At 57.5% G+C, this 14,572-nt stretch carries 12 protein-coding genes; 7 read left to right on the top strand and 5 right to left on the bottom strand.

Going from position 1 to position 14,572, the window contains the following annotated elements; translation table 11 throughout:
* Positions 1-99 precede the first annotated feature (99 nt).
* From U2W12_RS12685 to U2W12_RS12715, 7 genes are all read left to right on the top strand, one after another.
* Positions 100-642 (top strand): OsmC family protein, encoded by a 543-nt coding sequence (locus U2W12_RS12685; protein ID WP_024299004.1) that lies wholly within the window; start codon positions 100-102, stop codon positions 640-642.
* A gap of 10 nt (positions 643-652) precedes the next feature.
* Entirely contained in the window at positions 653-1,759 is a 1,107-nt protein-coding gene (gene sfnG, locus U2W12_RS12690; RefSeq protein WP_024299003.1) for a dimethylsulfone monooxygenase SfnG, read from the top strand.
* Positions 1,759-2,952 (top strand): acyl-CoA dehydrogenase family protein, encoded by a 1,194-nt coding sequence (locus U2W12_RS12695; RefSeq protein ID WP_326501057.1) that lies wholly within the window; start codon positions 1,759-1,761, stop codon positions 2,950-2,952. Before sfnG ends, U2W12_RS12695 begins: the two co-directional genes overlap by 1 nt.
* Before the next feature lie 9 nt (positions 2,953-2,961).
* On the top strand, positions 2,962-4,197 hold the full coding sequence (locus tag U2W12_RS12700; RefSeq protein ID WP_326501058.1) for a bifunctional 3,4-dihydroxy-2-butanone-4-phosphate synthase/GTP cyclohydrolase II: 1,236 nt from the start codon (positions 2,962-2,964) through the stop codon (positions 4,195-4,197).
* A gap of 44 nt (positions 4,198-4,241) precedes the next feature.
* The gene (ssuD, locus tag U2W12_RS12705; RefSeq protein WP_326501067.1) at positions 4,242-5,384 is read left to right on the top strand and encodes an FMNH2-dependent alkanesulfonate monooxygenase; all 1,143 of its coding nucleotides are present in this window, start codon (positions 4,242-4,244) and stop codon (positions 5,382-5,384) included.
* A 110-nt stretch (positions 5,385-5,494) separates the two neighbouring features.
* On the top strand, positions 5,495-6,766 hold the full coding sequence (locus U2W12_RS12710; protein ID WP_326501059.1) for a bifunctional O-acetylhomoserine aminocarboxypropyltransferase/cysteine synthase: 1,272 nt from the start codon (positions 5,495-5,497) through the stop codon (positions 6,764-6,766).
* Between the two features lie 174 nt (positions 6,767-6,940).
* Positions 6,941-8,122: a sigma-54 dependent transcriptional regulator gene (locus U2W12_RS12715; RefSeq protein WP_326501060.1), complete on the top strand. Its 1,182-nt coding sequence runs from the start codon at positions 6,941-6,943 to the stop codon at positions 8,120-8,122.
* 39 nt (positions 8,123-8,161) lie between these two features.
* Here the strand turns inward: U2W12_RS12715 and zapE are convergent, their stop codons facing one another.
* The 5 genes from zapE to U2W12_RS12740 form a co-directional block, all read right to left on the bottom strand.
* A complete protein-coding gene (gene zapE, locus U2W12_RS12720; protein WP_326501061.1) occupies positions 8,162-9,343 on the bottom strand; it encodes a cell division protein ZapE in 1,182 nt (393 codons plus the stop codon).
* A gap of 88 nt (positions 9,344-9,431) precedes the next feature.
* Positions 9,432-12,005: a bifunctional aconitate hydratase 2/2-methylisocitrate dehydratase gene (gene acnB / locus U2W12_RS12725; protein WP_326501062.1), complete on the bottom strand. Its 2,574-nt coding sequence runs from the start codon at positions 12,003-12,005 to the stop codon at positions 9,432-9,434.
* Positions 12,006-12,109: 104 nt separating this feature from the next.
* Positions 12,110-13,120 carry an isocitrate/isopropylmalate family dehydrogenase gene (locus tag U2W12_RS12730; RefSeq protein ID WP_326501063.1) on the bottom strand — a complete coding sequence of 337 codons (1,011 nt, stop codon included), beginning with the start codon at positions 13,118-13,120 and terminating at the stop codon, positions 12,110-12,112.
* Between the two features lie 65 nt (positions 13,121-13,185).
* Positions 13,186-13,473 (bottom strand): hypothetical protein, encoded by a 288-nt coding sequence (locus U2W12_RS12735; protein ID WP_326501064.1) that lies wholly within the window; start codon positions 13,471-13,473, stop codon positions 13,186-13,188.
* Positions 13,474-13,637: 164 nt separating this feature from the next.
* The gene (locus tag U2W12_RS12740; RefSeq protein ID WP_326501065.1) at positions 13,638-14,048 is read right to left on the bottom strand and encodes a group II truncated hemoglobin; all 411 of its coding nucleotides are present in this window, start codon (positions 14,046-14,048) and stop codon (positions 13,638-13,640) included.
* Between the last annotated feature and the right edge of the window lie 524 nt (positions 14,049-14,572).

Here is a 14,572-nt window from a genome sequence, read left to right on the forward strand (position 1 = left end):
TTTCGATTTATCAACCTTTGCCATGCCGCGATGGGAAGGAATAGGCGCGAAGCCAGCCTTCTCAATCGACAGCCCCAGCTCAATATTTCGGAGATTCACATGTCACAGAATGATTTGAAAGCCACATTAGAGAACACCATTGCCGCCCTGCAACAAAATCCGGCGGGCGCCCGCCTGGTCTTCAAGGCGCAGACCCGCCTGCTCGATGGCGTGCGCTGCGCCGCCGAAGTGCGGGATTTTCCGCCGCTGATCATTGACGAACCCCCCGAGCTGGGTGGGGGAGACGCGGGGGCAAACCCGGTCGAGCTGATCCTGGCCGCGCTCGGCACCTGCCAGGAAATCGTCTATGCGGCCTACGCCGCCGTGTTGGGCATCCCGTTGGAGGCCGTCGAGGTGAGCGCCAAGGGCTACCTGGATCTCAACGGGCTCTTCGGCTTGCAAGAGGTGCCCTCCGGTTTCCAGAAAATCAGCTTCGAAACCACATTGAAGAGTCCTGCGGACCCGGAAACGATCAGCCAGCTGGTGGCGGCTGTGGAAGCGCACTGCCCCGTGCTCGATACCCTGACCCGGCCGGTCGAGGTGGCCGGTACGGTCATACTCAATGGCGCGCCGCTGAACGCCCTGGCCAGCGACGCCGCGTGAGGAAATCCACATGAGCCCATCACATCACAGCGACAACCCGATCAAATTCGCCTACTGGGTGCCCAATGTCAGCGGCGGCCTGCTGGTCAGTAAAATCGAGCAACGCACCAGCTGGGATATCGACTATAACCGCAAGCTCGCGCAAATCGCCGAGCGTAGCGGCTTCGACTACGCCCTCACGCAGATCCGTTTCACCGCGGGTTATGGTGCGGAGTATCAGCACGAGTCGGTCTCTTTCACTCATGCCCTGTTGGCGGCCACCCAGAAACTGCGGGTGATCGCGGCCATCTTGCCGGGGCCCTGGCATCCGGCGGTCGTCGCCAAGCAGATTGCGACGATCGACCATCTGACGGCCGGCCGTATCGCCGTCAATATCGTCAGCGGCTGGTTCAAAACCGAATTTACCGCGATCGGCGAGCCGTGGCTGGAGCATGACGAACGTTACCGCCGTTCGGAAGAATTCATCCGCGCGCTGAAAGGCATTTGGACGCAGGACGATTTCAGCTTTTTCGGCGATTTCTACCGTTTCCACCATTTCACCCTGAAGCCGAAACCCCTGCAACAACCGCATCCGGAGATCTTTCAGGGCGGCAGTTCCAGGGCGGCGCGCGATATGGCGGCCCGGGTTTCGGATTGGTATTTCACCAACGGCAATACGCTGGAGGGCATCAAGGCGCAGGTCGACGATATTCGCGCCAAGGCGGCCAAGGAAGGCCATGCGGTCAAGATCGGCGTCAATGCCTTCGTGATCGCCCGGGACACCGAGGCGGAAGCCCAGGCGGTGCTGAATGAAATCATTGAAAAAGCCGACACGGAAGCGGTCAATGCATTCGGACATGAAGCCAAGCAGGCGGGAAAAGCGTCCCCGGAAGGCGAGGGCAACTGGGCCAAGTCCACATTCGAGGACTTGGTGCAATATAACGACGGCTTCAAGACCAATCTGATCGGCACGCCCGAGCAAATCGCCGAACGTATTGTCGCGTTGAAAGCAGTCGGCGTCGACTTGATCCTGACCGGCTTTTTGCATTTCCAGGAAGAAGTCGACTATTTCGGGCAGCGGGTTTTGCCTTTGGTCCGCGAACTGGAAGCGCGGCAAGCCGACCAAGTGGCCGCCTGATGAGCAAGGCGAATCCTCCCAAGCAGGCGCAGGCAAAGACTCAGGCGTTGTTCGACAAGGCCGAACAATTGGCGGCGGAGTTTGCCGCCACCGCCGTGGAACGCGATCAGCGCGGCGGCACCGCTAAAAACGAGCGCGACAGCCTGCGTCAAAGCGGCCTATTAAACCTGATCATCCCGGGCGAATACGGCGGGCACGGCCTGGATTGGCACGATACCTTGCAGATCGTGCGCATTATTTCCCGGGCCGACAGTTCGCTCGGGCATCTGTTCGGTTTCCAGCATTTGCTGCTGGCGACGCTGCGGCTGTTCGGCGACCAATGGCCGCATTATTACCGCGAAACGGTTAAAAACAGCTGGTTTTGGGGCAACACCCTGAACCCTCTGGACACCCGCGCCAAGATCAGTGCCGACGGCCAGGACTGGCTGGTGCACGGCACCAAAAGCTTTTGCTCCGGCGCCAGCGATTCCGATCATTTGATCGTATCGGCCTTGACCGAGGCGGGCGGCAAATTGGTCATCGCCGCGATTCCTAGCGATCGCCCGGGCATCCGGATTCATTCGGATTGGGACAATATGGGGCAACGACAGACCGACAGCGGCACGGTGGATTTTGATCGGGTGCGCATCTATGACCAGGAAATCTTGAGTCAGCCCGGACCCTTGGGCAGCGTGTTTGCCACCTTGCGTCCGTTGATTGCGCAGCTGGTGCTAATCAATATTTACCTGGGGATCGGGGAAGGCGCTTTGGCGGAAGCGATCGGCTATACCCGCAGCCAGTCGCGGGCCTGGTTTTTGTCCGGGGTGGAAAGCGCGACCCGCGATCCTTATGTGCTCAAAAAGTACGGCGAGTTTTGGGTCGATCTGAACGCCGCCGCGCTGGCGACCGATTATGCCGCCAGTTTACTGGATGCTGCCTGGCGCCAGGAAAATGCGCTCACCGAGGCGGAGCGCGGCAGCGTGGCGATCGCCAGCGCGACGGCCAAAGTCCTGGCCACCCGCGCCGGGTTGGACGTGACGCAGCGCTTGTTCGAAGTCACCGGCGCACGGGCTACCAGCGCCAAAGCCGGCTTCGACCGCTATTGGCGCAATCTGCGCACCCATTCGCTGCACGACCCGGTCGATTATAAGCTGCGCGATCTTGGCGAATGGGTGTTGAATGCCAAGCCGCCCACTCCGAGCTTTTACTCCTAAGGATCAACAATGAGTTACGACACAATAGAAACGGCGCTGGAAGCCATCCGCAACGGCGGCTTCGTGGTGGTGGCCGATGATGCCAGCCGGGAAAACGAAGGCGATTTAATCATCGCGGCCGAAAAAATCACGCCCGAACAAATGGCCTTTCTGGTACGGCACAGCAGCGGCGTCGTTTGCGTCTCCCTGCCGGGCGAGCGCGTCGAGGCGCTGCATCTGGAGCCGATGGTCGCGAGCAATACCGATGCCCATGGCACGGCATTTACCGTGTCGGTGGACTTGAACAAAGGCACCAGCACCGGCATTTCCGCCGCGGACCGCAGCGCCACCCTCCGGGCCTTGGCGAATCCCGCCTGCACCTCCGACAATTTTGCGCGCCCAGGCCATGTGTTTCCCTTACGCGCCAGGCCGCATGGGGTGTTGGCGCGGCCGGGACACACCGAAGCGGCCGGGGATCTGGCGCGCTTGGCCGGTCTGTATCCGGCCGGTGTGTTGTGCGAAATCGTGAACGACGATGGCAGCATGACCCGCGGCGAGGCGCTGCGGGCATTTGCCAGCCGACATCAATTGCCCTTTATCCGGATCGCCGACTTGATCGCCTATCGCCGCCGTAACGAACAACTGGTCGAGCACGTCTCGGAAGCCAGGATACCCACCGCCGTTGGGGTTTTCAGCGCCCATGTTTACCGTTCCGTGCTCGACGGTTCCGAGCATTTGGCCCTGGTCAAAGGCCAGGTGACGGGACAGCAGAATGTCCTGGTGCGGGTGCATTCCGAATGTTTAACCGGCGATGTGCTTGACTCGTTGCGCTGCGATTGCGGCAATCAACTCAAAATGGCGCTGACCAAAATCGAACAGGCGGGCTGCGGGGTTTTGGTTTACCTGCGCGGGCATGAAGGCTGCGGCATAGGTTTGGCGCACAAGCTGCGCGCCTATGAACTGCAGGATCAGGGCCGGGATACCGTACAAGCCAATTTGGACTTGGGTTTGCCCATCGATTCCCGCAGCTATGATGTCGGCGCCCAGATCCTCAGCGATTTGGGGGTAACGACGATCAGGCTCATGAGCAATAACCCGGCCAAGTTCAGCGAACTGGCGGGATACCGGCTGAAAATCGTCGAGCGCGTGCCGCTGGAACCTGTTCCCAACCGCGAGAATATCGTCTATTTACGCACTAAATCCGAGAAGCTCGGGCATTTGCTGAATCTGGACAATCTGCCCTGGGAAACGCTGAGTGCGAAATGAATGCGGATGCCGGGCACGACCATAATGAATTTGGAGACAAAAAAGTGAATGTTTTCTGGTTTTTACCGACGCATGGCGACGGCCGCTACCTGGGTTCGGCTCAGGGTGCGCGCGAAGTGAACTTGCACTATTTGCGCCAGATAGCCCAGGCGGCGGATACGTTGGGTTATGGCGGGGTTCTGATCCCTACCGGCGTCACCTGCGAGGACTCCTGGGTGGTCGCCTCCTCGTTGATTGAATCGACCGAGAAGTTACGGTTTTTGGTGGCGGTTCGGCCCGGCCTGACCACGCCCACGGTGGCGGCGCGCATGGCGGCTACCCTGGACCGGTTTTCCGGCGGGCGCTTGCTGGTCAATGTCGTTGCCGGCGGCGATCCGGTTGAACTGGCCGGCGACGGCTTGTTCCTGGCGCATGACGAGCGTTATGTCCTGACCGCCGAGTTTTTGACCGTCTGGCAGCGCTTATTGGCGGGCGAAACCGTCAGTTTTGCCGGCAAGCATATCCGGGTCGATAACGCGAAACTGGCCTTTCCGCCCGCGCAGACGCCGAGTCTGCCGTTATATTTGGGCGGCTCATCGCCTGCCGCTCATCAACTGGCCGCCGAGTATATCGACCACTATCTGAGCTGGGGCGAGCCGGTGCCGGCCGTGGCCAAAAAAATCGCCGATCTTGAAGCTCGCGCCAGAGTGGCCGGGCGGGTCGTGCGTTACGGCCTCCGCATACACATCATCGTTCGTGAAACCGAAGCCGAAGCGTGGGCGGCGGCCAATGCGCTGATCCGCCATGTCGACGACGAGGCGATTGCTTCCGCGCAACGCGCCTACGCCCGCTCGGATTCCGAGGGGCAACGGCGGATGAACAGTCTGCACCGAGGCTCCCGGCAAAACCTCGAAATCGCCCCTAACTTATGGGCCGGTGTCGGTTTAGTCCGGGGCGGCGCAGGGACTGCGTTGGTCGGCGATCCGCAAACGGTCGCCAAGCGCTTGCAGGAATATGCCGATCTCGGCATCGAAACCTTTGTGCTCTCCGGTTACCCGCATCTGGAAGAAGCCTACCGGGTGGCCGAATTGCTGTTCCCTTTGTTGCCGGTCGCAAAAGCCCCTGAAAAAACACGCGCCAAACCGGTGTTCCATTTAAGCCCTGTGGGCGATACCGGAAAAGTCGAGTGGCAAGCCAAGGCCGGATGAGCCGAGGCCGCATCGAGACTGACGATGCCATCGTGTGTCCCCAAGCCCGTTATCAAAACCGAAAACCAGACCCTTTACAGACTCCATCAACCTCGTCAACCCTGAAGCCTATGAAACTAGAAACGATCGCCGTACACGGCGGCTACAGCCCCGACCCGACCACCAAAGCCGTGGCCGTGCCCATTTATCAGACCACGTCTTACGCCTTTGACGATACCCAGCATGGCGCCGATCTCTTCGATTTGAAAGTGGCGGGAAATATCTATACCCGCATCATGAACCCGACTTCGGACGTGCTCGAAAAGCGCGTGGCGGCCCTGGAAGGCGGGATCGCCGGGCTGGCGCTGGCCTCCGGCATGGCGGCGATTACCTACGCGATCCAGACCATCGCCGAAGCCGGCGACAACATCGTCTCCGCCGCCACCCTGTACGGCGGCACTTACAATCTCTTTGCCCACACTCTGCCGCAATACGGCATCAACGTGCGTTTTGCCGATTATCGCGATCCCGCAGCTTTCGAGACGCTGATTGACGGCAAAACCAAGGCGATTTTCTGCGAATCGGTCGGCAACCCGCTCGGTAACGTGACCGATTTTGAACGGCTGGCCGCCATTGCCCACCGCCACGGCGTGCCGCTGATTGTCGACAACACGGTGCCGTCGCCTTATCTTTGCCGTCCGATCGAGCACGGCGCCGATATTGTCGTGCACGCGCTCACCAAATATCTGGGCGGTCATGGCAACAGCATCGGCGGGGTGATCGTCGATAGCGGCAAATTCCCTTGGGCCGAACATAAAGCGCGTTTCCCTCGCCTGAACGAGCCCGACGTGTCCTATCATGGCGTCGTTTACACCGAAGCCCTGGGGCCTGCCGCTTACATCGGCCGGGCCCGTGTCGTGCCGTTACGCAATACCGGCGCGGCCCTTTCGCCCTTCAATGCGTTTTTGATCTTGCAAGGCATAGAAACCCTGGCGCTGCGCATGGACAGGATCTCTGAAAACGCCGTCAAGGTGGCGCGCTACCTGCAAAACCACGTCAAGGTGGAATGGGTCAATTATGCGGGGCTCGAAGACCATCCGGATAAAGCGCTGGTCGATAAATACATGGGCGGACGCGCGTCCGGCATTCTGACTTTTGGCTTGAAAGGCGGCCGCAAGGCGGGAGAACGTTTTCAGGATGCGCTAAAACTGTTCACCCGCCTCGTGAATATCGGCGATGCCAAATCGCTGGCTTGCCACCCGGCATCGACCACGCATCGGCAACTGTCTCCTGAAGAGCTGGTCAAGGCGGGCGTCACCGAGGACATGGTGCGCTTATCGATCGGGATAGAACACAGCGACGACATTGTCGCGGATCTGGAACAGGCGCTCGAGGCGGCTTGACGCCGGAGGATTGGCGGACGCTTGGCAGATCCCGGCTCAACAAGCCAGGATCTGTCCGGAAATCGGATCATTATTACATTTAGGCATACAAATATTGATCTTGATCATTTTATAACTTGAGACGCGCATGCTATCTTGGAGCCTGTTGTAACTTCAAGGGATCTGTTTTTACTTATGTCTTTACTTGCCTTTCCTAATCCCGCCGAGATGGCGCTCTCGATCCGGGCGTCCGCCTTGGTTTTCGAAGATCCAAAATCCAGAGAACTGCTCGATCGAATCAAGCGGATTGCCCCGAGCGAATTAAACGCACTCGTCATCGGCGAAACCGGCACCGGCAAGGAGTTGGTTGCCCGCCACATCCATGAGTTGAGCGCCAGACGCAAAGGACCGTTTTTGGCGGTCAATTGCTGCGCCTTGTCGGAGACCTTGATCGAAAGCGAGTTGTTCGGCCATGAGAAAGGCGCTTTTACCGGCGCGGTCACGACCAAACAGGGTTGGTTCGAGGCCGCTTCCGGCGGCACGATATTTCTGGACGAGATCGGCGACCTGCCGCAGTCGATGCAGGTCAAGTTATTGCGGGTCTTGCAGGAACGCGAAGTGGTGCGGGTCGGTTCGCATAAGGCGACGCCGATCGACGTACGCTTGATCGCCGCAACTAACGTCAAACTGGAAGAGGCGGTCATGGCCGGCCGGTTTCGCGAGGATTTGTACTACCGGCTGAATGTGGCGGCATTGAATCTGTTGCCTTTGCGGCAGCGCACCGGGGATATTTTGCCGTTGGCCCGGCATTTTTTAAAAGTTTACGGACAGCGTCTCGGCTGCCCCGGAACCACGATTTCCCCCGCCGCAAAACAAGCCCTGTTAACGCATCCCTGGCCAGGCAACATTCGGGAATTGGAAAATGCGATCCATCACGCCTTGTTGGTGGCTCGCGATCTGACCATTACGCCGACCGATTTAAATCTCTCTCAGGCGCTCAGTTTTTCTAAAACGGTAGAGTCCGAGGCGGGAGATTTTGAGAAACTGGACAGCGTCTTGCAAACCTTATGCGAGCAGGAACACCCGGATTTGTATGCCCGTGTCGAACACGCCTTGTTACAAGCCGCGTATAAGCACACCGGCCGCAATCAATTGGCTACGGCGAGGTTGCTTGGGTTGAGCCGGCACGTGGTGCGCGCCCGGTTGATTCAAAACCATATTTTGGCATCGGGCGATGCGGAAACCGAAAAATATCAGCCCCCCTTGCCGAAGAGTGTCAGTATTCCTCCCATCGTAGTACCTGAGGTGATTCCCAAGGAAAGAAGCTACAAGGAAATTGTTTTCTCCGAAGCATCGCAGGAGTGTTGGGGATTTTGATTGACCCCTAATTGACAATTTAGGCCCGGAGGTCCAGCGCTATCGATCCCGCGGCTCGACATCGCAAAGATGCTCGCTGCGCAGATAGCTCTCCGACTGCATTTCCATCAACCGCGACACCGTGCGTTCGAATTCGAACGCGCCGTCGCCCTCGGTATACAGCTCCCTGGCGGGCGCCTCGGCGGCGCATATCAATTTGACCTTGTGTTCGTAGAGCGCATCGATCAAGGTCACGAAGCGCTTGGCCTCATTCCGGTACGCGGCGGTCAGTTTCGGAATGTTCGCCATGATGATCGTGCTGAATTCGCCGGCGATTTTCAGATAGTCGGCCGCGCCCAACGGCTGCACGCACAACTCCTCGAAAGAGGTATAGGCGACATCGCCATGCGCCGCAGCCAGGCGTACGGTACGGCCGAATACCGGCAGCTCGACCGGCTTCATTTCCGAAAAATGCGTCAATTCGTCATAGCTTTGCCGGAGGAACGCGTCGGCACGTGAGTCCAGCGGAGTGTAATAGGCCTTCTGCAACGCATGCAGATGGCGGAGACGAAAATCCTTTTTGGCCGCCAGTTGGACAATGTTGGCTTCGTTCTGCAAGACTTTAATGAAAAACAGAAACTGCTCCCTTTGCAGGCCGCCCTGATAAAGTTCATTCGGGTGCCGGTTCGAGGTGATTACGGTCACGACGCCGAGTTCGAACAATTTGTTGAACAGGCGGCCCAAAATCATCGCGTCGGCAATGTCGGTCACATGGAATTCGTCAAAACATAAAAGGCGCGTCGAATTTCTAATTTGTTCGGCGAGCACCAACAACGCATCGGTGATTTTTTGCTGCCGGCAGCGGTGCACGAAAGTGTGCACTTCGGTCATGAAAGTATTGAAATGCACGCGCCGTTTTTGGGGGAACGGACAGGATTCGTAAAACAGTTCCATCAGCATCGACTTGCCGCGGCCGACGCCGCCGTAAATGTACAGACTTTTGCAGCGAGCCGGGCGGGGGGAGAAAAGCTTTTGCGCGGCCGGTTTGTTGTCGTGGGAGGCGTGGGCGATAAGGCCGTTCAGCAGGTCTTGCAAATGCGCCAGTACGCCGTGTTGCGCGGCGTCGTATTGAATATGCGCCTGGTCGATCAGAGCGAAATAGCGCCGCTCCAGTTCGCCGGACAGGTCGGGCAAGGGAGGGGCGGCGGCTGGTTTGGTTTTATTGAGGATTTTTTTAAGCATGGAGCGAACTAAGGAGCCAAGCGAAGATTGACCCCCCGATCATCAACCGATTCAGAAATTTCTTATGCTAAGTAAACGGGAATGGGAGTCAAGCATTTATCGCCACCTTGTCCGCTTTCTCCCGGTAATTTTTGATCTGATCGAAATTAAGATAGCGGTAGGTGTCCTCCGCCGATTTATCGATTTGCGCGGCATACTGCATGTATTCCTCAATCGTCGGGATCTTGCCGAGAATCGAGCAGACCGCCGCAAGTTCGGCCGAGGTTAGAAACACGTTTGCGCCGTTGCCGAGACGGTTCGGGAAGTTCCGCGTAGAAGTTGAAACCACGGTCGAGTTTTCCTTTACCCGCGCTTGATTGCCCATGCACAGCGAGCAGCCGGGCATTTCCATTCGCGCGCCGGCCTTGCCGAAGGCGCCGTAATAGCCTTCTTCGGTCAGTTGGTTCTGGTCCATCTTGGTCGGCGGCGCGACCCACAGACGGGTCGGCAGTTCGCCTTTTTGCTGTTCGAGCAGTTTGCCGGCGGCGCGGAAATGGCCGATGTTGGTCATGCACGAACCGAGAAAGACTTCGTCGATATGGGTGCCGGCCACTTCCGACAACGGCTTGATATCGTCCGGATCGTTCGGGCAGGCCAGGAGCGGTTCCTTGATCTGATCCATGTCGATTTCAATGACTTCGGCATATTCGGCGTCCGGATCGGGCTCCAGCAATACAGGATTGGCGAGCCAATCCTCCATCGCCTTGATTCGCCGTTCGATCGTGCGTTTGTCGCCGTAGCCTTCCGCAATCATCCATTTCAAGAGCGTGATGTTCGAGGTCAGATATTCGCGGATCGGCGCTTCATTCAGACGGATCGTGCAGCCGCCTGCCGAGCGTTCGGCCGAGGCGTCGGACAATTCGAACGCCTGCTCGACTTTCAGATCGGGCAGACCTTCGATTTCGAGAATCCGGCCCGAGAATACGTTCTTCTTGCCTTTTTTCTCGACCGTCAACAGGCCGCGCTGTAAGGCAGCATACGGAATCGCATTGACCATGTCGCGCAGCGTGATGCCGGGTTGCATCTTGCCCTTGAAGCGCACCAACACCGATTCGGGCATGTCGAGCGGCATCACGCCGGTCGCGGCCGCGAAGGCGACCAGGCCGGAGCCGGCCGGGAACGAAATGCCGATCGGAAAGCGGGTGTGCGAGTCGCCGCCGGTGCCGACCGTGTCGGGCAGCAGCATCCGGTTCAGCCAGGAATGGATGATGCCGTCGCCGGGACGGAGCGACACGCCGCCGCGGTTCATGATGAAGTCTGGCAGGGTATGCTGCATTTCGACGTCGACCGGCTTCGGATAGGCGGCGGTGTGGCAGAACGACTGCATCACCAGATCCGCCGAAAAGCCCAGGCAGGCGAGGTCTTTCAGTTCGTCGCGGGTCATAGGTCCCGTCGTGTCCTGCGAGCCGACCGTGGTCATATGCGGCTCGCAGTAGGTGTTCGGGCGGATGCCTTCGACGCCGCAGGCGCGGCCGACCATTTTCTGCGCCAGCGTGAAGCCTTTGCTGCTGTCTTGAACCGTACCCGGACGCCGGAATACGGTCGATGGCGGCAGGCCTAAGGATTTCCGCGCCCGGTCGGTCAGGCCGCGGCCGATGATCAGCGGAATCCGGCCGCCGGCGCGGACTTCGTCGAGCAGTACGTCGGTTTTCAGCTCGAAACGGCAGACGACTTCATCTGTGCCGTGGCGCTTGACCACGCCTTCGTAGGGATAGATGTCGATCACGTCGCCCATTGCCATGCCGGTCACGTCGCATTCGAACGGCAGCGCGCCGGAGTCTTCCATCGTGTTGAAGAAGATCGGCGCGATCTTGCCGCCGATGCAGACGCCGCCTTCGCGTTTGTTCGGAATGTAAGGAATGTCGTTGCCCATGTACCAGAGCACCGAGTTGGTCGCCGATTTACGGGACGAGCCGGTGCCGACAACGTCGCCGACATAGGCGACCGGGAAGCCTTTTTGCTTCAGCTCGGCGATCTGCTGTTCGGCATTCGTGATGCCTTCGCGCGGCATTTTCAGCATCGCTTTCGCATGCAGCGGAATGTCCGGGCGCGACCAGGCGTCCGGCGCGGGCGACAAATCGTCGGTATTGGTTTCGCCGGTCACCTTGAATACGGTCACGGTCAATTTTGTCGGCAATTCCGGTTTAGCCGTGAACCATTCCGCATCGGCCCAGGACTCAAGCACCCGTTTCGCATAGCCATTGCCGGCATCGCTCTTGGCCTGGACGTCGTGGAACGCATCGAAAATCAGCAGCGTGTGCGAAAGCGCTTTCGCCGCGATCGGGGCCAGTTCGGCATGATGATCGAGCAGGTCGATCAGCGGTGCGACATTGTAGCCGCCGAGCATCGTACCGAGCAGGCGGGTCGCATCGCTCGGCGAAAGAATCGGCGAGGCCGCCTCGCCTTTTGCGATAGCCGCGAGGAATCCAGCCTTCACATACGCCGCATCGTCAACGCCGGCCGGAATCCGGTTCGCCAGCAAATCCAATAAAAAATTCTCCTCCCCGGCCGGCGGATTTTTGATCAGTTTGACCAGCGCGGCGGTCTGCTGCGCATTGAGCGGCTTCGGCACGATACTTTCGGCGGCGCGCTCGGCAACGTGTTTACGGTATTGTTCAAGCATCAGTGATTCCTCTTATTCGGGATGTCGCGGCGCGTCTTCTATGGCCGGAAAAATACTTTCGTCAATTCAATTGATTAAGTGTGACAGCGGCTTGGCCGATGTGTTCATTCCATCGCGCCAACGATCGCATTGCCCATCTCGATCGTGCCCGCTTTCGAATGCGGATTCAAATCCGGCGTGACATGCTTGCCTTCGTTCACGACTTTTTCGACCGCTTTGATGACCCGTTCGGCCGCTTCCTGTTCGCCCAAATGGCTCAGCATCATTGCGCCGGCCATGATCACCGCGGTTGGATTGGCCAGATTTTTACCAGCAATGTCCGGAGCGCTGCCGTGCACTGCTTCAAACAAAGCCGCGTCGTTGCCGATATTCGCCCCCGGAATCAGGCCCAAGCCGCCGACCAGGCCCGCGGTCAGATCGGACAAAATATCGCCGAACATATTTGTGCAAACGATCACGTCAAACTGTTGAGGATTCATCACCAAGTGCATGCAGGCGGCATCGATGATTTTTTCGTCGAACTGAATATCAGGGTAACGCGTCGCGGTTTCGCGGGCCACATCCAGAAACAGGCCTTGGGTATATTTCAGGATGTTCGCCTTATGGCAGACCGTGACTTTTTGGCGGTTATTCTCACGCGCATATTGAAACGCGTAGTCGATGATCCGCTCGGAGCCGCTGCGGGTTACCACTGCCAGACTTTCGGCGATGTCCTTTTTCGGGGTCAAATAATGTTCGAGCCCTGCGTATAGGCCTTCGGTGTTTTCGCGGACGATCACGATATCGACGTCATCATAACGGGTTTTAATGCCCGCCCAGCTTTTGGCCGGCCGCACATTCGCATACAGTTCGTATTTTTGCCGCAACGCGACATTGATGCTGCGGAAGCCGGTGCCGACGACCGTCGTCAATGGCCCCTTGAAGGCGACCCGGGTTTTATCGAACGATGCCATCGTTTCATCGGGCAAGGGCGTGCCGAATTTTTCGTGCGCGCCGAAGCCCGCATACGCTTCTTCCCACTGAATCTTTGCGCCGGATGCGTCAATCACTTTGACGGCCTCATCCATAATCGAAGGACCGATACCGTCGCCTTTTATCAAGGTCACCAGATGCATTCAAAACTCCATAAAAATTAGAAAAAAAGAATATTACACAGAGGCGTCCGATTCGGGGAGCCTCCTTACAGCACCGAAACCACCAGCGCAAACACAAACACGAAGATCACGAACAAGGTAAATTTGGCCCGGCCGCCGAGTTCCGCCCACCGGCGTTTGCATTCGGCTTTCAGCGCGAGTTTGACGTTGTCGGCCTGAAAGATGCGCCGACACTGGCCGCGAAACGACTTTTCTTCTTCGGCGGCGGCTTCCTGGTCGATCAGTTCGATGATTTTCGAATAATAACTCCCGCATTTGGGGCATCTTGTCTCGTCCAGCGGGTTTTGAAGACCGCAAGCAGGGCATTTCTTCATCAGCAGCACCTCAAACCAGGGATCAGAGCAAGGAACAGGCCAATTCGTTCTCCGGCCTGGATTTTATTTGAATTGCGTATTGTAACTCGAAACGGCCGACAATCGTGTGGGCGGTATCGATTTGCCGCCTCGGCTACGTTTTCTTATGGACCTCGAAAACCCGTTCAGCTTGCCGCCGTGGACTGTTGAGCCGGCTCTTGATTAATCATGTGCGTTGCGAGTTGCTGCAAAGCATTTTGGATATTGGTTTTCAGCCGCGGATCCATGGTCATTTCCGCCAGTGCTCTATTCATACACAGGATCCACTGGTCGCGCTCCGATTCGCCAATTGCGAACGGCAAATGGCGGGCGCGCAGCATCGGGTGGCCGAATTCTTCGATGAACAAATTGGGACCGCCCAACCAGCCGGACAGAAACTTGAACAATTTGTTTTTGGCGGAGGTAAGATTGGGCTGGTGTATGGCGCGTATGCCTTGCGCCTCGGACAGGGTGTCCATATAGAAGTAAAATCGGTCGACCAAACTGAGGATGGCCTGTTCGCCGCCGATGGCGTCGTAAGGCGTGAGGGTTGTCATTGCTAATTGCTCTTTAATGTGGGTTGGCTGTTTATACTAGGGTTACCTGCGATATTATTCAAGACGGCGAGACCAACTATATATTTGGTAACCGAGTCTTTGCTGGTCAGGATGTAAAACTTGTTTACCAGCCAGAAGAAGAAACCGGGAGCGTTTAGCGGCTGCTTTGGGATTGGAATAAACCTAAATTCCGCAGTTGAAATCGGAAAAATTGCCGAACATGCTGAATTTTAAAAATTAATCGGATTTTTCTGACTACCTGCTTAAGTGAGCGCCAATTTTGTATATTTCGTTGGCTTAAAAGGATTTTTGCGCGTTCGAATTTTTAACAGCGGTATTTAGATTAAAATGCGCGCCTATCCAAACTTCAACAAACTACGCTTGAATACTTAAGCTGGACGTGGCATAAGTGCTTAGCAGAAAGTAAATTGGTATTGAGAGCCAAAACCAGCGCCGATTTCATCGATAGCCTCCTCAAGTTCGGTAGGTGTAAACGATTGGAATGGCAGCCACTCGTATTTCAT

The sequence above is a fragment of the Methylomicrobium sp. Wu6 genome (genome assembly GCF_035916875.1).
Taxonomy (GTDB): domain Bacteria; phylum Pseudomonadota; class Gammaproteobacteria; order Methylococcales; family Methylomonadaceae; genus Methylomicrobium.